Below are 24,743 nucleotides of genomic sequence, written 5' to 3'. Positions count from 1 at the left end.
GTGCGGCTGTCGAAGGACGACAGCCAGCTTGCGATCGCCGCGCCCGTATTGGCGATGCGAAGGCTCTGCCCGCTCGTCTCGTCGAACAGATCGAGATGATGCTTGGCGATATCGCAACCGATGAAGCAGGGGTGTATGGTCATGGTGCCTGTCCCTGTGCTGCGAGGTCCGGTGCTAGCGGCCTCGGTCAACTGTTCAGGATGGGGTTACGCAAACGCGGGCGGGAACCGAGCCGGAACACGGTGTTCCCCACCAGGGATCCAACGGCTTCCCGCCCGCACCAAACATGACACGAATCTGACAAACAGGGATCCATTCCGGAGCGCTTGCCGGTGGGGTTCCGGAATGGATCCCGGATCTCCGCTTCGCTGCGTCCGGGATGACGGCGCGTTTCCAGAGCCCGGCGTCCCGTCACAAGGACGCGCCGGGTTTCCTCAGGATGTAGCCGATGCCGCGCAGCGACGAGATTTCGACATCGGCGGCCGCGTCCCGGAGCTTGCGCCGCAATCTCGAGATCTGGGCTTCGAGCGTATTGGATTCGATCAGGTCATCGAAGCCATAGACCGCCTCGATCAGGACGTTGCGGGTTACGACCCGCCCGGCGCGCTGAACCAGCGCCTGCAGGATGAGCGCCTCGCGCCGCCGCAGTTCAAGCGGTACGGTGGCGACCAGAGTGTTCCCGCCGTCGAGATCGACCGAAACGTTGCCGGCCGACATCACGAGCGAGCGGCCGGGGAACTTGCGGCGGGCGATGACCCGCAGGCGCGCGACGAGCTCGCCGGGTTCAAAGGGCTTGACCAGATAGTCGTCGGCACCGCCGTTCAAGCCTTCGATCACGTCGCATTTCGCATCGCGTGCGGTCAGGACAAGGAAGGCGGGACGGGTCTCGACCGACTTCATCGCCTTGACGATCGACAGGCCGTCGCCGTCCGGCAAACGTCGATCGATGATGGCGAGGTCGAAGGGCGCGGCCTTCAGGGCAAGCAGCCCGTCTTCGACCGTGCCGGCGCGATCCACGACGAGGCCTGCGTCAAGCAGCAGCGACGACAGGAACGACATCAGCTCCGGTTCGTCTTCGACGATCAGAGCTCGCATGTCGTTCCCGTCGCAGCGCATGTCTGGAGCGCGAGGCCGGAAAGCTCGGGGCGACCTGCCAAACGCATCACACTCCGTCCATTCTTGTGAACAGTCGCTCCCGGCTTCCCGATGCGGTAGCCGGAACGACTGATCGAGATATCAGGGGCTTAGAACCGGTAGTTCACGCCGGCCTTGACCAGATGTTCGTTGACTTCGATCTTCTTGCGCGTCGGGCCGAACTGAAAGTCCTGCTTGCCGAGCGACACGTAGTTGTACTCGAGCTTTGCGGACCAGTTCTGCGTGATGCCGTATTCGACGCCCGCACCGACGACATAGCCGGTCTTGCCCTTGGTTTTCGAGAGATTGCCGCTGGTCGCCTTGAGGCTGCCATAGGCGAGACCGCCGGTTGCGTAGACCAGAGCCCGGTCGAAGGCCACGCCTACGCGAGCCTTGGCGGTTCCGGTATAGCGCATATCGGCATTCGTGCCGACGACGCCGCGCGACGAGCCCTTGCCGAAACCGTTCATCGAGAAATCGGTCTCGAGGCCATAGACCATGCTGCCGGCTTGCATGTTGTAGCCGATCTGGCCGCCGAGCAGCGCTTCGTTCCGGCTTTTCCTGGTCACTCCGGTGAACCTTTCGAAGGCGCCGCCGGAATGAAGACCGGCATAGACGCCATTCCAGTTGTAACGGAGCGGCTGGGCGGTATTGGCCTGCCACTCCTGGGCTCGCGGCTCCCTGCGATCGGCCGCAGCTGCTGGGATAGCGGCCACCGCCAGCAGGCAGAGGCTTATGATCGGGATATGACGATGCATCGATAACTCCTCGCAGCTGCCGTCCGGCATCGCCGCGTCTGCTTGCCCCCGAATCCGTCGATCGGATCAGTCGAGCGAGGTGCAGAAGACCGGTGAAGGTTACGCCAACATTGCCTGTCCGCTCCGAGCGGCGGGCGGGCGCGGCAATGCTTGCGAGCGTCAGCGACGGGGCGTGAGCTGACTGTCCTGTCAGGTCTCTAGGAAGAGCCAAATGATTCAGCTCGGGAACGGGTCGACCTTCGGTCGCACAGGATGACGGCGTGTTTCCACGCTCACATCTAGGGCAGGAAAGCGCCGCCGTTCACATGCATCGTCTGGCCGGTGACGTAGCGGGCGTCGGGGCCGGCCAGGAACCGAACCATGGCCGCGACCTCCTCGGGTGTGCCGCGCCGTCCGACGAGATTGGCTGCTTTCGCATGGTGGTGCGGCTGATGCCCGTCGGCGCGGACAGTCTCGATAAGGCCGGGAGACACCAGATTGACCGTGATTCCCTGGGGGGCGAGGTCGTGGGCGAGCGCCTTCGTCAGCCCGTCGAGCCCGGCCTTGGCGGCGACCACCGCGGCGCGGCGTGGCGCGCCGATATAGGCGGTGAGGCCGCCGATATTGATGATCGCGCCGGCCGGCGAACGGGCGAGATGCGGCAGCGCCGCTTTCGCGCACAGGAACGGCGCGTCGAGCGCCAGAGCCATCACTGCCCGCCACTGGGCCAGCGTCATCTCCTCGAAGGTTGCTTCGGTGCGGATCGCGGCGTTGTTGACGAGGATGTCTAGCCCGCCAAAGGCGGCGACCCCGGCTTCGACGATGGACGAGACCGCCGCCTCGTCGGTCACGTCGCCGAGAACGGGGAGGGCGCGTCCACCCTCGGCCTCGATCGTGCGGACAACCTCGTCCAGTGCCGCCCGGTCGGTGCGTGCGGCCACGATCACGGCGCAGCCAGCCCGCGCCAATGCGAGCGCGATGGCGCGGCCGATATTGCGCGAGGCGCCGGTGACGAGCGCGACGCGGCCCGAGAGGTCCTGCGCCACCGGACCGGTCATGCGCGGGCCGCTCCGAGATCGACGGGACCGCCATCCGCGATTCCAGCCAATGCCGCGCGCAGCGCCGCGATAGCGGGGGCATCGAGGCGGCCGAAGCGAAGGTTCGCTTCGAGCTTGGCGTCGAGTTCCGCATCATCCAGCGGCTCGCGGGCACCGCCACGCATATGCGGCTGCGTGAATTCGCGCGTCGTCCCGTCGACCAGCTCGGCCTTCAGATGGCCTGAGAAATTGCGCGGATACTCGTCATCCGGGTCGATCACATAGGACATCCTGGCAGCGAGCTTGCGCAAAGCAGGATCGCGCGCCCGCATGTCGGTGAACTGGCCCAGCCCGGCCTCGCCATCGATGAAGGCCACCGCCATGCAGTAGGGCGTCGAGAACTTGCCCGCATAGCCGTTGGGCGGATTATGCTTCTCGCTGAGCGGTTCCCAGAGGCGATGCACCGTGCCCTCGCCGACCTTGCAGGTTATGGCGACGATCTCGTCCGCCTTGACGCCGGAAGCAGCCAGGCGCAGCGCGCAATCCACGAAAGGCTGGGTCATCGTCCCGCAGGCATAGGGTTTGAAGGCCAGTGTCTCCATGACCCAGCGCTGCCCGAGCCCGTCGAGAAGCTTGCTGAAATCGGGTGTCTTCGATGGGGCGAACGCCTTGTAAAGCCCATGCGAGCCCTCGAAAACGGTGAGCGGGCCCGTGAAGCCGGCCTGGGCAAGATGGGCGGACCTGAGACCTGCCTGCGCTGCAGCTCCGGCATGGAGGCGCTTGGTCGAGCTGCCGTCAGCCAGATACTCGATGATGCCCGAGGCGAGGCTGCCGGCGATGCCGAAGGCGCGCGCGATCGCTTCCGCGGACAGGCCGAGCGCCACGCCGACAGCGGCCGCAGCGGCGGGAGCCCCGAAGATCGCGGTGGGATGGAAACCGGCCTTGTGCGTCGCCTGCGGCGCGACGAGGCTGAAGCGACACATCAGCTCGGCGCCGACCGTGATCGCGCGCATGACGGTGTCGCCGGAGAGGCCGTGCCGCTCAGCCGCTGCCAGCACGGCCGGCACGATCACGGCGCCCGCATGGATCGGGCCCCCCTCGAAGGTGTCGTCATAATCCTCGCCATGCGCCGCCGTGCCGTTGACGAGGGCGGCGTCATACATGGTCAGGCGACGGGCATGGCCGAGCGCCGTGCAGGGTCCCTCATCGACCGCGCTGGCCAGCGCCGCCGTCACGTAATCCGTGTCGCGCGCTGCCACCGCCAGTCCGGTTACGTCGAAAAGCAGGCGCCGGCTGATCGCGAGCGCCGCCTCGGGCGGCCGGGCCTCGACAGCGAAGGCGGCGAGTTGGCTGGCGATGGGCGTGGCGGCCTGCGATGCAGCGGGCGTGTGATGCTGGTTCACGAATGCGCTTCCTGGATTTTCGGCTTGCGGGCGTCGCGGAGTTCGCGGGTCAGCGAGAAGATGACGAAACCGAACGCGAAGAGGAGGAAGCCGACCGCGATCGGATCCTCCAGGAAGATGCCGTGATCGCCGCCCGACAGCACGAGCGAGCGCCGGTAGCTGGACTCGATCATATGGCCGAGCACGACGCCGAGGATCATCGGCAGGAAGGGGAACTTCGCGATCCGCATGAGATAGCCGACGATGCCGAGGCACAGCGCGATCGAGAGATCGAACAGGCTGTTGTTGAGCGTGTAGATGCCCGACAGGATCAGCGCGAAGATAAAACCGGCGCGATAGGGGCGAGGGCGGTTCACCAGCCAGACGCAGGCCGGCAGAATGACGATGCCGATGCCGATCTGCGCGATGATCGCGATGAAGGAGCCGAGATAGAGGCTGTCGATCACCTGCGGATTCTGCTCGAACAGGCGGGGTCCCGGCAGCAGGCCGTGCATCAGCAGGCCGCCGAGCAGCACCGCGGTGGAATTCGAGCTCGGAATGCCGAAGGAGAGCAGGGGGATGAGCGCAGCGCTCGCCACCGTATTGTTGGCGGTCTCCGGCGCGGCGACGCCTTCCTCCGAGCCCTTGCCGAACTTCTCCGGCGTCTTCGACCAGCGGCGCGCCTCGTTATAGGACATGAAGGCGGCGATGGAGCCGCCGCCACCCGGCGTCAGCCCCTCGAATGTGCCCAGTATGCAGCCGATGAACTGGGAACGCTTGAGCTTGTTCATCATGGCGAGGCTGGGCAGGCGGATGCGGACGGAGGCATTCAGCTTCAGCACGTTCGACGAGCCCGACTGGCTCATCAATTCGGTCAGCGCGAACAGCCCGACCATGACCAGAACAGGCTCGATGCCATTGAGTAGATCGGGCACGCCGAAGGTGAAGCGGGTGACGCCGGAAATCGGGTCGGTGCCCACCGTGGCGATCATCAGGCCGATCACGGCGGCGGCAAGGCCTTTCACCAGCGAGCCGCCGGTCATCGAGGCGATGACGGAGAGGCCGAGAATGCCGAGGCCGAAATAGGAGGTCGGCTTGAAGGCCAGCGCTAGCCAGGACAGAGGCTCGGTGAGCATGATCAGCATGACCAGCCCGAAAAGGCTGCCGACCACACCCGACATCAGCGAGATGCCGAGCGCCTCGCCGGCCCGGCCCTGGCGGTTGAGCTCGTAGCCATCGATGACGGTGGCGGCGGCGGAGTTGGTGCCGGGCGTGCGGATCAGTATGGCTGGGATCGAGCCGCCATATTCGGCGCCGATATAGACGCAGGCGAGCAGCGCGATCGCCATCGCCGGGTCCATCGTGTAGGTGAACGGCAGCACCAGCGCCATGGTGATGGACGCCGAGATGCCCGGCAGCGCGCCGCCGAGAATGCCCCAGGTCAGGCCGATGAGGGCGACGGGGACGAGCGGCGTCGCCGTGAGAAGATGCAGCATGCTCCAGAAGGTCGTCACGAGAACAGCCCCTGGAAGAGCGAGCCGACCGGCTGGTTGACGCCGAGCAGCTTTACGAAGATCGCCCAATAGAGCAGGGCTCCGCCGATCGCCGCGATGGGCACGGTCCAGCGGCGCGGAGCGCCTTCATAGAGCGCGACGGCGCCGATCAGGAGCGCGACGCCGGCGATGTAGCCGATGAGGGGCAGCAGCGCGATATAGGCCGCGCCGAACAGGAGGAAGCCCAATGCGCGGGGCATGCGGGCATCGTCCTCGACCGCATCGCCGGAGGCCTCTTTCGTCCGCACTGCGATTGCGACAGGCTTGGGCGCGAACATGGCGCGCACGATCAGGATGCCCGCCAGCATGACGAGCGCGATCGTGAGCAGGCGAGGCAGTCCTGCGGCCCCGACTTCGTCGGCCAGCGTGCTGTCGGCGATGGCGCCGCTCGCCCGATGATAGAGCCCTGCGATAACGAGCAGGACGAGCCCGCTCACGATATCCTTGTTCATGGCCGGTCCCGTCAGCTTTTACTTGATCGCGCCGGTTTCCTTCAGGAACGCTTCCGTTCGTGTGGCGAAGTCGTTGACGAAGGCGGGATAATCCTTGTGGGCGATGAAGTTCGGCACGAGCACCTCTGCCGAATAGGCCTTCTTGTAATCGGGGTCGGCGAGAACCTTCTGAACTGCATCGTCCCAGATGGCCGTTACGTCCGCCGGGATGCCTTTCGGACCGGCCAGGCCGCGAAACTTCACCAGCGCGACGTCGAAGCCGCTTTCCCTGACGGTCGGCACGTCCGGCTTGTCCGGGATGCGCTGGGGATTGAAGGTCGCGAGCAGCCTGATCTTGTTCGCGTCGAGCTGCGAGCGCAGCTCCTGGATCTCGCCGATGCCGATATCGAGCGTGCCGTTCAGCGTGTTCAGCATCAGGTCGCCGCCGCCCTCATGGGTGACGATGGCGGCGTTGACGCCGGCTGCGCGTTTCAGCTGCTCGGCCGCCTGCCTTTCGAGGGAGGCGGGGTTGGCCGCGCCCCAGCGTCCGCGCGTCTTGCGGGCATGGTCGATGACCTCGGCCAATGTTTTGAACGGCCCATCTGTGCGCGTGTAGATGACCTCGCTATCGGCGAAGAAGTTCACCAGCGGGTCGAGGTCCTTGTAGGTGTTGGTCGGCTGCGAGAGCAGCGAGGTGTAGATGTAGGTCGGCGTCGTCGCGTAGAAGACGCTTCCGTTCGCCGGCGCGGAGGCGACGCGCGCGATGGCCTTCGCCCCGCTGCCGCCCTGCACGTTCTCGATGATGAAGGTCGCGCCGATATATTTGCTGAGATATTTCGACATCTCGCGCAGGAACACGTCCGAGCCGCCGCCGGGGCTCGAATGAGTGACCAGCGTCACCACCTTGTGCGGATAGGCGGCCGGCTCGGCCAAAGCGAGCCCCGGCAGGGCAATGGTAGCCGCGATCGCGGTGCCGATGAAATGGCGTCTTGTCAGCATGGCTCATCCTCCCCTGGAAGGCGGCGCCGCCTCTTGATGGGCGACGGCCGCGTGGCCTCGGTTTATCTAGGCAAAGTCATTCGGCCGCCGAACGGATCGACTGCGCCGTCCCCGTCATCAGGCTCATCAGGCGCTTCAGATCGGCGCCGGTATCGAAACTCCGGGTCAGCGCCAGGATTTCATCCTGCGCGGCGCTGTCGAGCACGCCTTCGGCGCACATGCGGAACTTGCCGTCGAGATCGGCATCGCTGATCGGGTTGAGCGGGCCGCCGCGATAGCGCTCGTCGGCCCATTGCACGAGATTACGCCCGTCCCTGGTCTCGACCTCGATGCGCGAGCGGATGAGGTCGTAGCCGCGAGCGTCGATCTCGGGATCGTTGATCACATCGGTGCGGGCCTGCAGGTCCTGCATCGCCTCGCCGGCCACGAACGCGTCCTCGAATTCGTGATGGCTGGCGCGCCGGCAGAGCACGATCATCGCCAGCAGGGCCGGCATCGAGAACTTGGCCTGCAGATGGTTTTTGGCGATCGGATAGCGGATCGGCTCGATGATGTTCTTGCCGGCGAAGAAGCGCACGCGCTCCACCTGCTCGGGCTTCAGGTCGTGATCGAGGACGAGCTTCAGCATCGCATCCATGGACTGGTGAGTCAGGATGCCGGACGGGTAGGGCTTGATCGAGATGCCCGGGCTCTCGATCGTGAGCGTGCCGCCGAAGCCTTGGCTGGCCTTCTGCGTGTCAAACCCTTCGCCCATCACGGAGAAGAAGCCCCAGGGCCCGTCGAGGGCCGCAGGATCGGCATCGAACCCGCGGGACGCGAGGAGGGCGGCGGTGACGCCGTTCTCGCAGGCGCGACCGACATGCAGCGGCTTGGTCATCGTGCCGAAATTGCAGCGGATGCCGGCGGCAAAGCTCGCCGCCATTCCCAATGCATGCGCAAGCCGGTCTCCCGACAGGCCCAGAAGGTGAGCGGCGGCGACGCAGGCGCCGAACGTACCCACCGTGCCGCTGGTATGATGGCCGCGCCGGTAATGCCGCGGCGTCATCCATTCCGAGATCTTGCACTCGACCTCGAAGCCGAGCTGGAAGGCGAGCATCACAGCCTTGCCATCGGTGATGCCGAGGCGCTCGGCCATGACGAGGGCGGCCGTCAGCGGCGGTATCGTCGGATGCGTGAGCAGCCCGTAGATATGGGCAGGATCATGCGAGACCTGCGTATCGTCCCAGTCATGCGCATGGCCGGCCGTGCCCCAGACACGGGCAGCCAGCGCCGCGGGCACGCGGGCGCCCCCGGCCGCCGGCAGCGGCGCATCGGCCCGTCCGCCCTGTTCCAGCGCATCAGCGACGAGGATCTCGACCGAATGCTCGCGGCTGCCGGCGAGATAGAGCCCGAGCGCATCGACGATGCAGCGTCGCCCGATCCGCAGCGCCTCGGCCGACAGGTCGGCATAGGCGGTGGTCTCGACGAAGCGGAGAGCTTGGCGGGTGATGTCGCTGGCGGCTGCGCTCACGGGAGTTCCTTCTCGGTCAGATGGTTCGCCATCAGGCGGGTCTTGGCCGTGGCCACATGGTTGAAATGAGCGGCATAAGCGCGCACGGGGTCATGCGCCGCGATGGCCTCGACCATCTCGTGATGCTCCTCGTTCGAGGCGTGCACGGAATCCGCCAGCATCAGGTTGCGGGTGCGATAGAGGCGCAACTGCTTGACGAGCGCGAGATAATGCGAGGCGAGCGTCGCATTGCCCGCGCCGGTGACGATGGCCTCGTGCAAGGCGAAATTCTCGATGATGTAGGTCTCGAAATCGTCGCGCGCGACGGCGTCGTCCATCGCCGCGACATGGCCGCGCAGGCGCTCCACATCCGCAGCGCTGGCACGCAAGGCGAAACACTGGCCCGCCAGCGCGAAGAGCGCGGCGCGCACGTCGTAGATGTCGGCCGCCTGCGCGGCGTTAAGTCGCCGCACGAAGACGCCGCGATTGGGAATGGTGTCGATCAGCCCCGTGCGGTCGAGCGAGCGCAGGGCCTCGCGAATGGGACCACGGCTGATGCCGAAGCGCAGGGCCAGCGCCTGTTCGTTGATCTTGTCGCCGGGCGCGTATTCGCCGCCCAGGATCACGCGCTCGATCTCCTGCTCGATCAGCATGGGCAGGGAGCGATCCCTCAGCAGCTCGATGGCCTGGGCGAGCATTGGCTTTCCTTTGTCAGGAATGGTGGATAGAATGTCGTCTGAAGAATGTCAACAATCTGCAAACCGAAATGCTTATTGTTGACAATTTATATGGAGCTTCTTACGCTTCGGTCGATAGCTCACATAGAGGCGCTCTCGGCCCGGCTCGATGCCGGATACGAGACAATGCCCGGAGCTGTTGTCGCAACGAGACGGCGTCTGGGAGGATGCATTGGCGTTTCTGGAGCTAGCCGACCTTAGCATGCGGTACGGCGCGCTGACCGTGGTCGATCGCGTCAACCTCAATGTCGAGAAGGGCAATCTCGTCTGCCTGCTCGGCCCGTCGGGCTGCGGCAAGACGACGACGCTGCGCCTCATCGCCGGTTTCATCACGCCCAAGGGCGGGCAGATCAATGTCGGCGGCCGGACGATCTCGTCCGCCGGCTGGAGCGAGCCGCCCGAGCGGCGCGGCATGTCGATGATCTTCCAGAGCTACGCGCTCTGGCCGCATATGACCGTTCGCGAGAATATCGGCTACGGGCTGATGCTCCGGAAGATGCCGCAGGCCGAGATCGTGCGGCTCGTCGACAAAATCCTCGACGTCACCCGGCTGAAGCCGCTTGCCGAGCGCTATCCCGGGGAGCTCTCCGGCGGCCAGCAGCAGCGCGTCTCGCTGGCCCGCGCGCTCGTTGTGGAGCCCGAGATCCTGCTGCTCGACGAGCCGCTCTCGAATCTCGACGCCAATCTGCGCGAGGAGATGCGCTTCGAGATTCGCCGGCTGCATGATGCCTACCGCTACACCACCGTCTATGTGACGCATGATCAGGCCGAGGCCATGACCACGGCCGATCTGATCGTGGTGATGAATCAGGGCCGCATCGAGCAGGCAGGAAGCCCGGAAGAAATCTACGAGCGGCCGCAGTCCGAATTCGTGGCGCGCTTCCTCGGCGGCACCAACATCCTGAAGGGCCGCTGGCTCGATGCCGATACGGTGGAGTGCGGGCCGCTGAAGCTGCGCTGCGGAGCAGGCGATTTTTCCGCCGGGGGCGACGGCGTCGTCTCGGTGCGCCACCACGACATCGTGCTGGACTCAAAGCCACAGGGCGACGGCATCAACCGGACGCAGGGCACGGTGCTGCGCCAGGTCTATCTCGGCTCGCATCGCGACTACCTGATCGAACTTCCCGGCGGAGCGCAGATCCGCACGGTCGCCGAGCCTCATCTGTCCATCGATCGCGGCCAGCCCGTCTGGCTGCATTTCCCACAGGAGCACTGCCGCGCCCTGGCCCGCTGAACACGGCGTCGGGGCCGTTCTAGCCAACCCATAACAACAATAGGGAGGAACACGAATGAAACGCCCAACGTTCGACAGGCGGTCCGTGATGGCCGGCCTTCTTCTCTCCACCGCTCTCGGCGGTCTGCCCGCCCTGGCACAGGCGCCGGCACCCTACAACGTGACGCCGGAACTGATCGAGGCCGCCAAGAAGGAAGGTACCGTGACCTTCTATACCGCGACCGACGTCGCGGTCGCCGAGCGGGTCGGCAGTGCCTTCGAGGCGAAATATCCCGGCATCAAGGTCAAGGTCGAGCGCTCCGGCTCGGAACGCGTGTTCCAGCGGCTGAGCCAGGAATATGGCAGCTCGATCTATAATGCCGATGTCGTGGAAACCTCGGACGCTGTGCATTTCGTGCTGTTCAAACGCAATGGCTGGCTGGCCCAGGCCGTGCCGGCCGAGGTCGCCAAGGACTGGCCGAAGGAGGCGAGGGACCCGGACGGCTACTATGCCGCCTATCGCGCCCATCTCTCGGTCATCGGCTACAACACCAAGCAGGTGAAGGCCGAGGAGGCCCCCAAGAGCCATGCCGACCTGCTGAATCCGAAATGGCGCGGTCGCATCGTCAAGGCCCATCCGGGCTATTCCGGCACGGTGATGACCGGGACCGATGTGCTGAGCCAGGCGCTCGGCTGGGACTTCTTCGAGAAGCTCGGCAAGCAGCGCGTCATGCAGGTGCAGTCCTCGACCGAGCCGCCGAAGAAACTCGCCCAGGGCGAGCGCTCCATCGAGGCCGACGGCAATGAATACAACATGTTCATGCTCAAGGAGACCGGCGTCCCCGTCGAGGTCGTCTATGCGACCGAGGGCACGCCGATCGCCATCGGCCATGGCGGCATGCTGAAGAACGCGCCGCATCCCAATGCCGCCAAGCTGTTCTACTCCTTCCTCTACGATCAGGAGACGCAGCAGCTCAACAGCGATTTCGGCGGCCTGCGCTCGTTCCATCCGCGCGTGAAGGAGAAGGAGACGCGCACGCCGCTCTCCAAGATCAAGCTGCTCTACTCCGACCCGCTGAAGCTCGAGCCCAATATCGAGATGATCAAGAAGAAATACGAAGAGTATTTCGGCACCTGATCCGAGGCCGCCTTTGCGGCGCGGAGGTTCCGCGCCGTTCCCTCGCCTTATGGACGTGAGTGCGCTCGGCATTTGCGCGTCGAGTGCCGGCCGCGCATGGAGATCCTCATGACTGCGATAACCGGGGTCGACGCCGGCGTTCCCACGCGCCGTGTCACATTCGACTGGTCGAAGCCGATCTTCGTGCTGCTGACGGTGATCCTGGCCGTACTGGTGGTGCTGCCGCTCGGCTGGCTCGGCTACTACGCGGTGACCGACCAGACGGGCAGCCTGAGCCTCGCCAATTTCAGGGCGCTGGTCACCGATGTGACGCTGCGCCGGCCCTTCATCGTCGCCATCACGATGTCGCTCAGCGTTGGCGCGATGTCCTGCGTCATCGCGGTCCCGCTCGCCTGGATCGTGGCGCGCACCGACATGCCCGGCCGCACCATGGTGCGCGGTCTCGTCACCGCGTCCTTCGTGACGCCGCCCTTCCTCGGCGCCATCGCCTGGGAAATTCTGGCTGCGCCCAATAGCGGCATCATCAATGCCGTCTATCGCTGGCTCTTCAACCTCGACCCCTACGAATACCTCGTCGACATCTACACGCTGTCGGGCCTCGTGTTCGCCATCTCCTGCTACACCTTCCCTTATGTCTTCACGCTGGTGACGAACGCGCTCGAACGTGTGCCGACCGAGCTCGAGGAGGCATCTGCCATTCTCGGCGGCGGCCTGTGGCCTACGTTGCGAAAGGTGACGATCCCGCTCGTGCTGCCCGCCATGCTTGCCGGCTCGCTCATCGCGATCCTGCAGGCACTGACCATGTTCGGCTCGCCGGCGATCCTGGCCCTGCCGGCGAATTTCCACGTCATCACCACCAAGATCTGGAGCCTGTTCCAGTACCCGCCCAAGCCCGGGCTTGCGGCGGCTGCGGCCCTGCCGCTGCTGCTGGTCACAATCGTGCTGCTGTGGACCCAGCGGCGCATCCTCGGCCGGCGCGGCTACACCACTGTCGGCGGCAAGAGCGGCACCGCGCGCATCACCGTGCTCGGCCGCTGGAAATGGCTGGCGATCGGCTTCACCTTCTTCATTCTGTCGCTGACGGTGCTGATGCCCTACGCGGCGCTCCTGAAGACGGCCCTCACGCGCACGGTGGCAGAGCCGCTGACCTTCGAGAGCTTCACGCTCCACCACATCTGGTTCGTGTTCTTCGAGTTTTCCGCGACGCAGCTCGCCTTGCGCAACACCTTCCTGCTCGGCTTCCTGACTGCGACCATCGGCACGGCGATCGCGCTCGTCGTGGCCTATCTCGTCACGCGCGGCACCTCGCGGGCCGCGCCCTATCTCGGCTATCTCGCGACCGCACCGATCGCCATTCCCGGCATCGTGCTCGGCGTCGGCCTCTTCCTGAGCTATTCCAGCCCGATCCTGCCGCTTTACGGCACGCTCTGGATCCTGCTGATCGCCTTCCTCACGATCGAGATGCCGGCGGGTTACCAGCAGCTCTCATCGGCCTTCAAAAGCGTGCATGTCGAGCTGGAGGAGGCGGGGCGCATCCTCGGCGCGACGCGCATGATGACGCTGCGCACGATCACGGCGCCCTTGCTGCGCTCGAATGTCGTGGCGGCCTGGTGCTTCGTCTTCATCGGCACGATCCGCGAGCTCTCCGCCACGATCCTGTTGACGACGGCCGATACCAAGCTTGTCTCGGTGATCATCTACGATCTCAACGAATCCGGCGATCTCGGCGCGATCTCCGTGCTCGGGATCATGCTGCTGATGGTCTCGTTCGCCGTCGTCTTCCTTGCCAACCGGCTGCCGCTTCTGGGCGGGTTGAAAGTCGCGCCGGTCCGCGGTTGATCAGGCGTCGGGGTAATGGCCCAGAGGCCCGAACAGCGCGTTGCGGCTGATCAGGACATGCTCCTCCAGTGCCGCGGCGGCGCCCGCAGCGTCGCGCGCCGCGATGCGCTCGACGATGGCCCGATGCTCGGTGTTGGACGTCGCCATGCGGCCGGGCATGTCGAGGGTGCGGCGGCGGTAGAGATGCATTTCGCGGTGGATCGCGGCGCATTCGCTGACAAGCCGGCTGTTGCCGCCGAATTCGACGATGGCTTCGTGGAAGCGCAGGTTGCGCGGATAGAAGCCGTTCAGGTCTCCCGCCGCCATGGCGGCGTCCATCTCCTCGACATAACGGGTGAGGGTGGCGACCTGCTCATCGGTGACGATCGGCGCGAGCAGCCGGCCGGACAGGCCGTAGAGCACGGCGCGCACCTCGTAGAGCTCGGCCGCGTCGCGCCCGTTGAGGGCGCGGATGAACACGCCGCGATTGACCACGACATCGACCAACCCGCTTTGCTCGAGCCCACGGCAGGCCTCTCGGATCGGCCCCCGGCTGACACCGAGCTTGGCGGCGAGCGCGTTCTCGTTCAGCCGCTCGCCGGCGCTGAGCTCGCCGATCTCGATCATGCGCTCCAGCTCGCGCCGGATGATCGAGGTGAGGGACTGGCTGCGGCGCAGCTGCAGGGCGGAATCGGTATCGAGACTCATGGCTGGTTTTCCGTTGCTTCCCACAATCTACCAGCGGGCGCGGGTTCATGCCACCGATCTTAAAATGTTGACAATCGACAAAAGGCAATTACGAGATGGACCCACGTTCAAGGAGGAAGCCCGATGAAGACGCCTGACAATCTCTCCCCCTCGGACAATGGTCTGACGCGCTATGTCGCGACCTTCATCTTGGGAGCCACGCCTGCGAGCCTGCCGGCCGATGTCGTGGCGCTCGGCAAGAAATCGATCCTTGACGGGCTCGGGCTGGCACTGTCGGGGTCGGTCGCCCATAGCGGCGAATATGTCCGCCGGCATCTGGCCGATCTGAATCTCGCCGAGGGGCCGGCCACTGTGATCGGCTCCGGGTTGAAGGTTGCGCCGCGTTTTGCGGCCTTCGCCAACGGTGTCGGCATCCACGCCGATGATTACGACGACACCCAGCTCGCGGTCGCCAAGGACCGGGTCTACGGTCTGCTCACCCATCCCACCGCGCCCGCGCTTCCTGCCGCGCTTGCCATGGGCGAGGCGAAGGGCGCCAGCGGGCGCGACGTGATGCTCGCCTATCATCTCGGCGTCGAGGTGGAGTGCAAGATCGCCGAGGCGATCCATCCGCGCCACTACCAGACCGGCTTTCACGCCACCGCCACTTGCGGCACCTTCGCGGCGGCTGCCGCCAGCGCCAAGCTGCTGGGGCTGAACCTCGACCAGACCCTGCGCGCGCTCTCCATCGCCGGCAGCCAGTCGGCCGGCCTGCGCGAAAATTTCGGCACGATGACCAAGCCCTTCCACGCCGGGCGCTCGTCGGAGAGCGGCGTCGCGGCGGCGCAGTTTGCCGAATATGGCTGGAGCGCCACGGACAAGATCCTGGAGGCGCCACGCGGCTTCTTCCGCGCCGCCGGCGGCGGCTATGACGAGGAGGCGATCCTGAACATGCTCGGTGCGCCCTGGACCTTCGCGATGCCGGGCGTCTCGATCAAGCCGCATCCGTCAGGCTCGCTCACCCATCCCGGCATGACCGAGATGCTGCGCCTGATCCGGGAGAACAAGATCACGGCTGGCGATGTCGAGCGGGTCCGCATCGGCACCAACCACAACATGCCCAACGCCTTGATCCACCATCGCCCGACCAATGAGCTTCAGGCCAAGTTCTCGATGGAATTCTGCATGGCGATCCTGCTGATCGAGGGCAAGGCCGGCCTTGCCGAATTCACCGACGAGGTCGTGAACCGTCCCGACGTCAAGGCGATGATCGAGCGCGTCGATTTCGTGGTGGACGAGGAGGCCGAGGCCGCCGGCTACGACAAGATGACGACCCTGATCGAGATCGCCCTGAAGGACGGGCGCAAGGTCTCGGGCCGGTCCGATTTCGGCAAGGGAAGCCCGGCCAATCCGATGAGCTATGAGGAGGTCTCGGACAAGTTCCGCGAGACCGCCGGCTTCGCCAGCCTCGGCCGCGACAAGATCGACGATGTCATCGCCATGGTCAGCGATCTCGAAAACCTGCCCTCGATCGAGCGCCTGATGGCGCCGCTGCGGCTCTGAGGCGACGGGACCAGCCATGACACAGCTCACCATCGGCATCCTCGACGGGGACGATATCGGCCATGAGATCGTGCCGGCAGCAGTTGCGGTGGTGAAGGCTGCCGCAGCCCGGCACGGCCTGCAGATCGACTGGCGGCCGATGCCTATCGGTCGCACCGCACTCGACAGTCACGGCACGACGATGCCCGAGGGCACGCTGGAGACGCTCGCCACCTTCGACGGCTTCATCCTCGGCCCCATCGGTCATCAGGCCTATCCGAAAGGGCCGGGCGCGATCAATCCGCACCCGATCCTGCGCAAGCATTTCGACCTGTTCGCCAATGTCCGCCCGACGCGCTCCTATCCCGGCATCGGCTGCATCTACGATGATATCGACCTCGTCATCGTCCGCGAGAACAACGAAGGCTTCCAGCCGGACCGCAATGTGGTGATGGGCTCCGGAGAGTTCAGGCCCAATGACGACCTGACCATTTCGGTGCGCGTCATCTCGCGCAAGGGTAGCCGCAAGGTCGCACGCGCGGCCCTCGACATTGCCCGCTCGCGCAAGAAGCGCCTGACGCTCGTGCACAAGAACACCGTGTTCAAGCTCGGCTGCGGCATGTTCGTCGAGAGCTGCTATGAGGCGGCGAAGGACTATCCCGACGTCACGGTCGACGAGGTGATCGTCGATACCTTCGCGATGCGCCTCGTCCGCGATCCGCAGAGTTTCGATACGGTGGTGACGACGAACATGTTCGGCGACATCCTGACCGACGAGGCTGCGGGCCTCGTCGGTGGGCTCGGCATGGCGCCGGGCCTGTGCATCGGGGAGGGCGGGCTTGCCATGGCGCAGGCGACGCATGGCTCGGCCCCCGACATCGCCGGCAAGGACATCGCCAACCCCTATGCGATGATCGAATCGGCGCGGATGCTGATCGAACATCTCGGCCGCGCCCGGAATTTACCCCACGCGCTCGACGCTGCGCGCACGATGCAGGCTGCGATCGACAAGGCGCTAGCCGCGCCGCAGACGCGCACGCGCGACATTCGCGGCACGGCCGGGACGCGGGCCATGACCGAGGCGATCGTCAGCGCGATCGGCTGAGGTTGATCGCGTCCAGCCGGTATTCGCCCCGTTCGGCGTCGTCGAGCTGGCTGAGAAGGCCGGTTTCCCAGGCAAGATAGCGCCGGGCGGCATCGAGATTGCCGTCATGCCGGTCATGAACGAAGAACAGATAGTCGATCGCCTCGGCGTCTTTCGGGGATTGCGGTGACGCGTCGAGAGCCTGTCCTGCGTTGCGCCAATCCCGCGCGTCGCCTGCTATCCGTTCGACCGACGCTGCGCCGCCCTCCATCAGATCGATGGCGGCCAGCGCGGTGATGCTCGCATCGCCCGCCAGAAGGACATTACGACCTGCCGCTGCCAGCAGGCGGGGCCGGACCGACCATAGGGCTCCCGCCAGATGGCCGGCACGATAATCGAACGAACCGCGCAGATCGAGCAGGAGGTCGCCATTCTGCGCGCGCGCGACGGCATCGCTCGCCGCGATTTCGGGCAGCGCGGGACAATGCTGGGGCACAAAGGTCCCGGCAGGCAGGCTCCAGTCGGCGGGCCATTCGTCGATGCCCGCGAGCACATAGGTCTCGTAGCCGAGCTGACGCAGCCAGAAGGCGGCAAGCGCTGCCCGCAGGCCGGTATCGTCGGCAAGGATCACGCGAGCGCGGCGCGCGCCGATCCATTGATCCGTTGCTTGTACGAGCTGGCCACCTGGGGCGGAGGGCGCTGCGGCATGTGGCGCGGCCGCATGCTCGGCCGGATCGCGCACATCGAGGAGGTAGGTGGTCCGGCCCGGCTCGCGCGCGAGCGTTTCGGCCTCGGTGCGGTCGAGCCGACGCAGCCGGTGGACCGCCATGAAGGCCTCGGCGCGCAGCCGGCTCCCCTCGGTCTGTGCGGCGGGCAGGGGCGCGGCAACCTGACCATGCGCCAGCGCGCGGCCCGACAAGGCCCAGCCCTGAGTGCCGTTCTCCAGCGCCAGCACGGGTAAGCGGGGTTGCACAAGCGCCAGACCCGCCGCCCCGATGATGCTGCGCGTGCGCCCGGCGCAGTTGACCACGACAGGCCCGTCATTCGAGACGAGCGCATCCCAGCGATGGGCGGCCTCGCCATTGGGCATGGATCGCGAGCCGGGGATGGTCATCTTGGCGAATTCGACGGCGGGGCGGCCGTCGAACAGTTGAAAGGGCCGCTGCTCGCTGCGCCATGCCTCGAGAGCCGCTGGACCGATGGCGGGGATGTGCCAATTGTCCTCGACCAATTCGCCCAGCGTCTTGCTTGGCAGGTTCACGCCCTTGAACAGGGTGTAGCCGGCGGTTGCCCAGGCGGGAGCGCCGCCTTCGATCCAGTCAGTATCCGTATAGCCCATCGCTTCCAGACGCGCGGCGGCTCGCTGGGCCACGCCATCGCCCTCGTCGACCAGGATGATCGGCACGTCGCGGCGCGGCACGAGGCCCACGACCATGGTCTCTAGCCGGCTATAAGGGCAGGGGACGGCGAGGAATGGATGGCCCTCGCCATACTGGCCGTGCTCGCGCACATCGAGACAGGCGATCTCGCCGGCAGCGTGCAGGCGCCGCTTCGCTTCATGCGGATCGATCGCAGCCATCAGGCGGCTTCGCTGTAGGGCGCGGGCTCGCTGCCCGAGAAGAATTCGTGGAAGGTGGCGTAGACCAGATCGGGCCGGTGCTCGGCCGGGTAATGCCCGGTGGGGATATCCCATCCGCGCAGGTCGCCGGCCCATTCGGCCCAGGCCTCGATCGGCTTGAAATGCCGGCCGCAATGGCTGTTCGAGCCCCATAGCACGAGGACCGGACACGCGATCTTGCGCTTGCCATAGTCGGCCGTGTCCATGGCGAGGTCGAGCGTCACCGTGGCGCGGTAATCCTCGCAGACAGCGTGGATCTGCTCCGGCGTGGTGCAGCGCGCATAGTCGGCCAGCGCCTCCGGCGTGAAGATCTCGAGTCCGACGCCCTTCTTGTTGAGCTTGTAGCGGATGTAATAGTCGAGATCGGCGCAGATCAGCCGCTCGGGGAAGGGCGCCTTCTGCGCCATGAAGAACCAGTGATAGGATTCCAGCCCCCAGCCCAGGCTGACATGGGTCAGGACATGGTGGGTTGGCACGATGTCGAGCGCCGCCAGTGCCGTGACGCGGTGCGGCTGGTCGAGCGCCATGCGGAAGGCGACACGCGCCCCGCGATCATGCCCGGCGACCGCGAAGGTCTCGAAGCCGAGCGCGTCCATCACGTCGAAATTATCCTCGCCCATGGCGCGGAAGCTGTATTCGGAATGGTCTCCGCCGCCCTCGGGCTTGGAGCTGTCGCCATAGCCGCGCAGATCCGTCGCGATCACCGTGAAGCTCTGCGCCAGCGACGGCGCGATCTTGTGCCAGCTCGCCAGATTGAGCGGATTGCCGTGTATGAGCAGCAGCGGCGGCCCGCTGCCGGCGATGGCCACCTCGATCTCGGCGCCGCGCGTCTTCACCTTGCGCCGCTCGAAGCCCGCCATCAGCACCGGGCCATGCGGCAATAAGGGTGGTCGGCTCGCGCCGCCGTCCAGTCGTTCCAGCATCATGGGCATTGCTCCTGGCCTGATCCCATGCGATGGATATCATATTGTCGACAATAAGCACATTGAATCTGAGGACCGTCATGGCCGCCATGCAAGACAAGCCCCGCCTCGGCTTTCTCTTCGGGGATTGCACCGGCATCGGCCCAGAAATCGCGGCGAAGGTGCTCGCAGAGGGGGGCTGGCGCGATCACGTGCGGCTGGTTGCGATCGGCGATCGGCGCGTGCTGGAGCAGGGTGCGCGCGATGCCGGCGTTCAGTTGCGCTGGACGCAGGTTCCCGAAGGCGGCGAGATCGATTGGCAGGCCTCCGGGTTCCCGCTGATCGACCTCGGCAATGCCGACCCTGCCGCGCTCGGGCGCGGGCAGATGTCGGCGGAATCGGGCCGCATCACCGGCGAGACGCTGGCTCACGCGATCACCATGGCGCAAGCGGGCAAGCTCGACGCCATCACCTTCGCGCCGCTCAACAAGGCGGCGATGTTCGCGGGCGGCTGGCGCTTTCCCGACGAGCACAAGATGTTCGCGCATCTCCTGAAGCATCAGGGCTATTTCTCTGAAATGAACGTGCTCGACGGCCAGTGGATGTCGCGCGTGACCTCTCACGTCTCGCTGCGCGAAGCGCTCGACCTCATCGATGCGCGCGCGATCACGGACGCGGTGGAACTGGTGGATCGCATGATGAAAAGCGCCGGCATCGCAAAGCCGCGCATCGCGGTCGCCGCACTCAATCCCCATGCCGGCGAAAACGGCCTGTTCGGCCGCGACGAGATCGAATTGATCCGCCCGACGGTGGAGCGCATCGCGGCGACGGGCATCGCCTGCACCGGCCCCTATCCGTCGGATACAGTCTACATCCGCGCCTTTGCCGGCGAGTTCGACAGCGTCGTCGCGATGTATCACGACCAGGGCCAGATCGCGACAAAGCTTAAAGGCTTCAGTCGCGGCGTAACCGTGACGGCCGGTCTCGACGTCATTTTCACGACGCCCGCCCACGGCACTGCCTTCGACATCGTCGGCAAGGGCGTGGCCACCCCGGGCGCCTTGAATACTGCGGTCGAACTCGCGGGCCGCCTGGCGGCTGCGCGGCTGGCGGCCTGAGGATGCGCGGTAGAGGATGCTGATTCCACTCGGAAACGCGCCGTCATCCCGGGCTTGACCCGGGATCCATTCCGGAGCGCTTGCGGTCATCGTTCAGGCGTGGATCCCGGCTCTGCGCTTCGCTTCGGCCGGGATGACCCGCACTTCCACGAAAACGCAGAGTGCTTCAAAAATTCAACCTGAACAAAAAAAGGGTGGAGCGGCGCTCACGCCGCTCCACCTCCTGGAGTGCATTGGGAAGGGGCTCAGCGATGAGCCCCTTCCATTCTACGCAGCGATTGCGCCTCAGGCCTTGGCGAGCGGGAAGGCGACGAAACGCTGTCCCTCGGCGGTCTTGATCTTCACCAGAACGGCCTTCTTGCCCTCCTGCTTGGCGCTGGCGATCCCGGCCTTGACCTCGGCCGGGGCATTGACGGCCTTGCCTGCGACTTCGAGGATCACGTCGCCGGACGAGACGCCCTTGCTGGCAGCCACGCCATCGGGGTCGACATTGATGATGGCGACGCCGCGATCACCCGCGCCCTTCAGCTGCTGCACCGGAGCAAGCTGCACGCCGAGAACGGCAGCGCTGTCCTGGGCCTCAGCGGCTGCGGGCTTGCCTGAGTCGCCGCTCTGGGCGGCAAGCGTGATCGGCAGGGTTTCCTCCTTGCCACCGCGGATGATCGCGAGTTCGGCCTTGTCGCCGGGCTTGAGCTGGCCGACGCGGCGCGAGAGCTCACGTCCGTCCTTCAGCGGCTGGCCATTCAGCTTGGTGATGACGTCGCCGGACAGAACACCGGCCTTGGCTGCAGGCGTGCCCGGCTGGGCTTCGTCGACGAGCGCGCCGGCTGCCGTCTTGAGGCCCAGGCTGTCGGCGATTTCCTGCGTCACCGGCTGGATCTGCACACCGAGATAACCGCGCTGCACCGAACCGTTGCGTTCAAGCGAATCGACGACGCTCGTCACCGTTCCCGCGGGAATCGCGAAGGCCAGTCCGACGCTGCCACCCGATGGCGAGAAGATCGCCGTGTTGACGCCGACGACTTCGCCCTTGAGGTTGAAGGTCGGGCCGCCCGAATTGCCCTTGTTGATGGGCGCATCGATCTGCAGGAAGTCGTCATAGGGGCCTGCGCCGATATCGCGGCCGCGTGCCGAGACGATGCCGGATGTCACCGTGCCGCCAAGCCCGAAGGGATTGCCGATCGCGACAACCCAATCGCCGACCTTGGGCGTCTCCTTGGCCAGCGCGACGAAGGGATAGTCGCCCGCCTCGACGACCTTCAGCAGGGCGAGGTCGGTCTTCGGATCGGTGCCGATCACCTTGGCGTCGAGCGTCCGGCCATCATCGGTGGTGACGGTAACGGTCTTGGCGTGCTCGACGACGTGGTTATTGGTGACGACATAACCGTCGCCGGAGATGAAGAAGCCCGAGCCCTGCGCCATGCCGAATTTCGGCTTCTGCTGGGGCGCCGCGCCGCCTTCCTCGCCGAAGCGCTTGAACAGCTCACGCAGCTGCGGCGGCAGCTTTTCGATCTGCTGGGACGTGTCGGAGCTGGTGTCGGCTGCGTTCTCGATCTTGACGCGAACGGAGACGACCGCCGGCTTCACGCGCTCGACGACTGTGGAAAAAGAGGGGACAGCCTGCGCCTGCAGGTCGGAGGTTACGACCGCGCCGGCCTGGGCCGGGGTCGCATTGGTCAGCATGGCGCCGCCGGCCGCGCCGGACACGACGAGGGCGATGGCGGCCACGGATGCGAGCATGCGCTTGCGGCCGACACTGGCGAGGTTTGTCTGAAGCATCGACATGGAAATTCTCCGTTGAGCAGCGGACCAACGGTCTGTGGCCCATGGGAGCAAACTAGACGGAGCAAGATGCCGTGCCGCTGGCCGCAGCATTAACGAACGATCATGTTTGAAGGCGCCTGAGCGCGGAGGCGGCACGTGTCCTGGGCACCGGGCAGCGTTTGCCGGCATCGATCGTCGACCTCGATATAATCTGTTGGATCGATGAATTGGGCGCGATATCCCATCATGGCGCAACCGCGCTTCAAGAGGCAAAGAGCGTATCGCAATGACCCTCGAACAGCTCCGGATTTTTGTCGCGGTTGCGCAGCGCGAGCATGTCACGCAAGGCGCACGCGATCTCAACCTCACTCAATCCGCGACGAGCGCCGCCATTGCCGCGCTTGAGGCGCGCCATGCGGTCAAGCTGTTCGATCGCGTGGGGCGGCGCATCATGTTGACGAAAGCGGGAGAGGTTTTCCTCAACGAGGCGCGTGCTGTACTGGCGCGTGCTGCCGCCGCCGAGACCGTGCTCGCCGATCTCGCCGGATTGAAGCAAGGCTCACTCGCGCTCGCCGCCAGCCAGACAGTGGCGAATTACTGGCTGCCGCCGCTGATGCAGCGCTACAAGCTGCGCCATCCCGGCATCGCGCTCAGCCTGACGATCGGCAATACCGAAACGGTCGCGGCCGCGGTCCATGACGGTGTCGCCGATCTCGGCTTCGTCGAGGGCCGGATCGACGACCCCCATCTCGCCGTCGAACGTGTGGGTGCCGACGAAATGGTGCTGGTGGTTGCGCCCGGCCATCCCTGGGCCGATCGAGGCAAAATCGATGTCAGCCGGTTTTCGGAGACGTCCTGGCTATTGCGGGAGCCGGGATCTGGCACGCGCGCGCAGTTCGAGGAGGCTTTGACCGGCGCCGGCCTCTCGCTGGACGGCCTGACCATAGCCCTCGAGCTGCCTTCCAACGAAGCGATATGTGCTGCCGTTGCCGCCGGAGGTGGCGCGACCATGATCTCGCGACTGGTGGCGGAGGGAGCCCTGAAGACCGGATCGCTCGTCGCGCTCGATATCGCCATGCGCGGCGGCACGGACAGGTTCGCTTTGTGGCATCGCGATTTCCTGGCGCTGCGGCACAAGGAGCGCCACCTCACCCAGGCAGTGCGCGCGTTCTATGCGCTGATCTCGGAGGCTGTCAGCGGGAAGGGTCCGTCCGTTCAGGCAACCCCGAGCAGACGGATCAGCCCATAGCTGATGGCGGCCAGCGTGATCAGCGAGAGCGTGACTGCCGCCGTGACGCGGGGGCCGGCCTTGGCGACGGTTCGGATATCGACGCCGAGACCGAGCGCGGCCATCGAGACCACCGTCAGCAGACTGGCTGCAGTTGCGATCGACGGCAGCGCAAATGTCGGGATCAGGGCTGCCGACCGCAGAGCGGCCATGACGAGAAAGCCTACGATGAACCAGGGCACAAGTTGATTGACCGGCACCGGGCGGGGGGCCGTGCGATCGCCGGCCCCAGCCTGTTGCGCAGAAGCCTCCTGCACAGACCTGTCGCTCTCCTCCCGCAACCGGCTGGACAGGATCGACAGGACAAGCACGACCGGCCCCAGCATCAGCACACGCACGAGCTTGACCAGCGTGCCGATCTGGACGGCGATCAGGCCGGCCGGGGCGGTCGCGGCGATGACCTGCGGCACGGCATACACCGTCAGCCCCGACAGGATGCCGAACTGCGTCACGCTGAGTCCCAGCGCCGGAATGAGGAGCGGCAGGCCCAGGACGACGAGAACGCCGAGAACCGCGGTAAAGGCGATCGACGACGCGACGTCCTCGCTATTGGCGCCGATCACAGGTGCAACCGCTGCGATGGCGGAGTTTCCGCAGATCGAATTCCCGCATGCGATCAGGATCGCCATCCGGCGCGGCAGTTTGAGTGTCCGGGCGATCCCGTAGCTCGTCGCTATCGCGATCATGACGATGCCGGCAATGCCGAACAGCAGTCCCGAACCTGCCGCCAGGATCGTGGCCGCGCTCAGCGAGGCGCCCAGAAGCACAACGGCGATTTCCAGAAGCGTCTTGGCCGAGAAGGTGATGCCACCGCGCCAGCGTGCGCTCGGCGCCCAGGCTGTCCGCACCGCCGTGCCGATCAGGATCGCGAGGACGAGGGCTTCCAGCCACGCGCGCCCGAACAGATGCTCTTCAATACGCTCCAGCGCAATCGCGGCGAGCGTCACCGCGATGCACAGGCCAAGACCCGGCAGGATGCGGCGCGCCTTGCTCGTGCTCGCGGCAAGAAAGCCGGCCGAGCCGGTTTCGGAGCTGAACGCTGCCATGGGAGAGGGCCTTGAGTGACTGGGCG

21 protein-coding genes are annotated in these 24,743 nt (G+C 65.8%); 7 read left to right on the top strand and 14 right to left on the bottom strand.

Going from position 1 to position 24,743, the window contains the following annotated elements:
• Positions 1-411: 411 nt before the first annotated feature.
• From C4S73_RS24345 to C4S73_RS24305, 9 genes are all read right to left on the bottom strand, one after another.
• Complete coding sequence (locus C4S73_RS24345; protein WP_103875194.1) at positions 412-1,095, bottom strand: response regulator transcription factor; 684 nt, start codon at positions 1,093-1,095, stop codon at positions 412-414.
• A gap of 149 nt (positions 1,096-1,244) precedes the next feature.
• Entirely contained in the window at positions 1,245-1,892 is a 648-nt protein-coding gene (locus C4S73_RS24340) for an outer membrane protein (RefSeq protein ID WP_160115897.1), read from the bottom strand.
• 278 nt (positions 1,893-2,170) lie between these two features.
• Positions 2,171-2,929 carry an SDR family NAD(P)-dependent oxidoreductase gene (locus tag C4S73_RS24335; protein ID WP_103875163.1) on the bottom strand — a complete coding sequence of 253 codons (759 nt, stop codon included), beginning with the start codon at positions 2,927-2,929 and terminating at the stop codon, positions 2,171-2,173.
• Positions 2,926-4,311, bottom strand: a complete 1,386-nt coding sequence (locus tag C4S73_RS24330) for an MmgE/PrpD family protein (protein WP_200828093.1) — start codon at positions 4,309-4,311, stop codon at positions 2,926-2,928. Before C4S73_RS24330 ends, C4S73_RS24335 begins: the two co-directional genes overlap by 4 nt.
• On the bottom strand, positions 4,308-5,804 hold the full coding sequence (locus C4S73_RS24325; protein WP_103875162.1) for a tripartite tricarboxylate transporter permease: 1,497 nt from the start codon (positions 5,802-5,804) through the stop codon (positions 4,308-4,310). Before C4S73_RS24325 ends, C4S73_RS24330 begins: the two co-directional genes overlap by 4 nt.
• Positions 5,801-6,295 carry a tripartite tricarboxylate transporter TctB family protein gene (locus C4S73_RS24320; protein WP_103875161.1) on the bottom strand — a complete coding sequence of 165 codons (495 nt, stop codon included), beginning with the start codon at positions 6,293-6,295 and terminating at the stop codon, positions 5,801-5,803. The genes C4S73_RS24325 and C4S73_RS24320 overlap by 4 nt, the downstream gene beginning before the upstream one ends.
• An 18-nt stretch (positions 6,296-6,313) precedes the next feature.
• A complete protein-coding gene (locus tag C4S73_RS24315) occupies positions 6,314-7,273 on the bottom strand; it encodes a Bug family tripartite tricarboxylate transporter substrate binding protein (RefSeq protein WP_103875160.1) in 960 nt (319 codons plus the stop codon).
• Between the two features lie 76 nt (positions 7,274-7,349).
• Positions 7,350-8,783 (bottom strand): MmgE/PrpD family protein, encoded by a 1,434-nt coding sequence (locus C4S73_RS24310; RefSeq protein WP_103875159.1) that lies wholly within the window; start codon positions 8,781-8,783, stop codon positions 7,350-7,352.
• Positions 8,780-9,460, bottom strand: a complete 681-nt coding sequence (locus tag C4S73_RS24305) for an FCD domain-containing protein (RefSeq protein WP_103875158.1) — start codon at positions 9,458-9,460, stop codon at positions 8,780-8,782. Before C4S73_RS24305 ends, C4S73_RS24310 begins: the two co-directional genes overlap by 4 nt.
• A 178-nt stretch (positions 9,461-9,638) precedes the next feature.
• Here C4S73_RS24305 and C4S73_RS24300 point away from each other — a divergent pair, with 178 nt between their 5' ends.
• From C4S73_RS24300 to C4S73_RS24290, 3 genes are all read left to right on the top strand, one after another.
• Complete coding sequence (locus tag C4S73_RS24300; RefSeq protein WP_244595758.1) at positions 9,639-10,733, top strand: ABC transporter ATP-binding protein; 1,095 nt, start codon at positions 9,639-9,641, stop codon at positions 10,731-10,733.
• Between the two features lie 55 nt (positions 10,734-10,788).
• Positions 10,789-11,850: an ABC transporter substrate-binding protein gene (locus C4S73_RS24295; protein WP_103875156.1), complete on the top strand. Its 1,062-nt coding sequence runs from the start codon at positions 10,789-10,791 to the stop codon at positions 11,848-11,850.
• Positions 11,851-11,958: 108 nt separating this feature from the next.
• The gene (locus tag C4S73_RS24290) at positions 11,959-13,689 is read left to right on the top strand and encodes an ABC transporter permease (RefSeq protein ID WP_103875192.1); all 1,731 of its coding nucleotides are present in this window, start codon (positions 11,959-11,961) and stop codon (positions 13,687-13,689) included.
• On the opposite strand, the gene C4S73_RS24285 is transcribed toward C4S73_RS24290, so the two are convergent.
• A complete protein-coding gene (locus C4S73_RS24285; protein WP_103875155.1) occupies positions 13,690-14,376 on the bottom strand; it encodes an FCD domain-containing protein in 687 nt (228 codons plus the stop codon).
• A gap of 123 nt (positions 14,377-14,499) precedes the next feature.
• Between C4S73_RS24285 and C4S73_RS24280 the strand changes: the two genes are divergently transcribed.
• Positions 14,500-15,918, top strand: a complete 1,419-nt coding sequence (locus C4S73_RS24280; RefSeq protein ID WP_103875154.1) for an MmgE/PrpD family protein — start codon at positions 14,500-14,502, stop codon at positions 15,916-15,918.
• A 16-nt stretch (positions 15,919-15,934) separates the two neighbouring features.
• Complete coding sequence (locus C4S73_RS24275; RefSeq protein ID WP_103875153.1) at positions 15,935-17,002, top strand: isocitrate/isopropylmalate dehydrogenase family protein; 1,068 nt, start codon at positions 15,935-15,937, stop codon at positions 17,000-17,002.
• Here the strand turns inward: C4S73_RS24275 and C4S73_RS24270 are convergent.
• Both C4S73_RS24270 and C4S73_RS24265 read right to left on the bottom strand, forming a co-directional pair.
• On the bottom strand, positions 16,986-18,560 hold the full coding sequence (locus tag C4S73_RS24270) for a rhodanese-like domain-containing protein (RefSeq protein WP_103875152.1): 1,575 nt from the start codon (positions 18,558-18,560) through the stop codon (positions 16,986-16,988). The two genes, C4S73_RS24275 and C4S73_RS24270, sit on opposite strands and share 17 nt — an antisense overlap.
• The gene (locus C4S73_RS24265) at positions 18,560-19,525 is read right to left on the bottom strand and encodes an alpha/beta fold hydrolase (RefSeq protein WP_244595757.1); all 966 of its coding nucleotides are present in this window, start codon (positions 19,523-19,525) and stop codon (positions 18,560-18,562) included. The genes C4S73_RS24270 and C4S73_RS24265 overlap by 1 nt, the downstream gene beginning before the upstream one ends.
• 77 nt (positions 19,526-19,602) lie before the next feature.
• On the opposite strand from C4S73_RS24265, the gene C4S73_RS24260 reads away from it, so the two are divergent.
• Positions 19,603-20,619 carry a PdxA family dehydrogenase gene (locus tag C4S73_RS24260; RefSeq protein WP_103875151.1) on the top strand — a complete coding sequence of 339 codons (1,017 nt, stop codon included), beginning with the start codon at positions 19,603-19,605 and terminating at the stop codon, positions 20,617-20,619.
• Positions 20,620-20,904: 285 nt separating this feature from the next.
• Here C4S73_RS24260 and C4S73_RS24255 read toward each other — a convergent pair whose 3' ends face one another.
• The gene (locus tag C4S73_RS24255; RefSeq protein WP_103875190.1) at positions 20,905-22,398 is read right to left on the bottom strand and encodes a Do family serine endopeptidase; all 1,494 of its coding nucleotides are present in this window, start codon (positions 22,396-22,398) and stop codon (positions 20,905-20,907) included.
• Between the two features lie 271 nt (positions 22,399-22,669).
• On the opposite strand from C4S73_RS24255, the gene C4S73_RS24250 reads away from it, so the two are divergent.
• On the top strand, positions 22,670-23,632 hold the full coding sequence (locus tag C4S73_RS24250; protein WP_103875150.1) for a LysR family transcriptional regulator: 963 nt from the start codon (positions 22,670-22,672) through the stop codon (positions 23,630-23,632).
• Here the strand turns inward: C4S73_RS24250 and C4S73_RS24245 are convergent.
• Positions 23,599-24,717, bottom strand: coding sequence for a YeiH family protein (locus C4S73_RS24245; protein WP_103875149.1), 1,119 nt, complete (start codon positions 24,715-24,717; stop codon positions 23,599-23,601). The two genes, C4S73_RS24250 and C4S73_RS24245, sit on opposite strands and share 34 nt — an antisense overlap.
• Between the last annotated feature and the right edge of the window lie 26 nt (positions 24,718-24,743).

This window comes from Allobosea lathyri (assembly GCF_900108245.1).
In the GTDB taxonomy this organism is placed as follows: Bacteria; Pseudomonadota; Alphaproteobacteria; order Rhizobiales; family Beijerinckiaceae; genus Allobosea; species Allobosea lathyri.
Note: the sequence above shows the minus strand (reverse complement) of the source record. Positions and strands in the feature narration are given on the sequence as shown.

Excerpts from the sequence above, each read along its gene's own strand:
- C4S73_RS24345 (WP_103875194.1), bottom strand. The coding sequence starts at position 1,095 with ATGCGAGCTCTGATCGTCGAAGACGAACCGGAGCTGATGTCGTTCCTG.
- C4S73_RS24340 (WP_160115897.1), bottom strand. The coding sequence starts at position 1,892 with ATGCATCGTCATATCCCGATCATAAGCCTCTGCCTGCTGGCGGTGGCC.
- C4S73_RS24335 (WP_103875163.1), bottom strand. The coding sequence starts at position 2,929 with ATGACCGGTCCGGTGGCGCAGGACCTCTCGGGCCGCGTCGCGCTCGTC.
- C4S73_RS24320 (WP_103875161.1), bottom strand. The coding sequence starts at position 6,295 with ATGAACAAGGATATCGTGAGCGGGCTCGTCCTGCTCGTTATCGCAGGG.
- C4S73_RS24315 (WP_103875160.1), bottom strand. The coding sequence starts at position 7,273 with ATGCTGACAAGACGCCATTTCATCGGCACCGCGATCGCGGCTACCATT.
- C4S73_RS24305 (WP_103875158.1), bottom strand. The coding sequence starts at position 9,460 with ATGCTCGCCCAGGCCATCGAGCTGCTGAGGGATCGCTCCCTGCCCATG.
- C4S73_RS24295 (WP_103875156.1), top strand. The coding sequence starts at position 10,789 with ATGAAACGCCCAACGTTCGACAGGCGGTCCGTGATGGCCGGCCTTCTT.
- C4S73_RS24290 (WP_103875192.1), top strand. The coding sequence starts at position 11,959 with ATGACTGCGATAACCGGGGTCGACGCCGGCGTTCCCACGCGCCGTGTC.
- C4S73_RS24285 (WP_103875155.1), bottom strand. The coding sequence starts at position 14,376 with ATGAGTCTCGATACCGATTCCGCCCTGCAGCTGCGCCGCAGCCAGTCC.
- C4S73_RS24280 (WP_103875154.1), top strand. The coding sequence starts at position 14,500 with ATGAAGACGCCTGACAATCTCTCCCCCTCGGACAATGGTCTGACGCGC.
- C4S73_RS24275 (WP_103875153.1), top strand. The coding sequence starts at position 15,935 with ATGACACAGCTCACCATCGGCATCCTCGACGGGGACGATATCGGCCAT.
- C4S73_RS24270 (WP_103875152.1), bottom strand. The coding sequence starts at position 18,560 with ATGGCTGCGATCGATCCGCATGAAGCGAAGCGGCGCCTGCACGCTGCC.
- C4S73_RS24265 (WP_244595757.1), bottom strand. The coding sequence starts at position 19,525 with ATGATGCTGGAACGACTGGACGGCGGCGCGAGCCGACCACCCTTATTG.
- C4S73_RS24260 (WP_103875151.1), top strand. The coding sequence starts at position 19,603 with ATGGCCGCCATGCAAGACAAGCCCCGCCTCGGCTTTCTCTTCGGGGAT.
- C4S73_RS24255 (WP_103875190.1), bottom strand. The coding sequence starts at position 22,398 with ATGCTTCAGACAAACCTCGCCAGTGTCGGCCGCAAGCGCATGCTCGCA.
- C4S73_RS24250 (WP_103875150.1), top strand. The coding sequence starts at position 22,670 with ATGACCCTCGAACAGCTCCGGATTTTTGTCGCGGTTGCGCAGCGCGAG.
- C4S73_RS24245 (WP_103875149.1), bottom strand. The coding sequence starts at position 24,717 with ATGGCAGCGTTCAGCTCCGAAACCGGCTCGGCCGGCTTTCTTGCCGCG.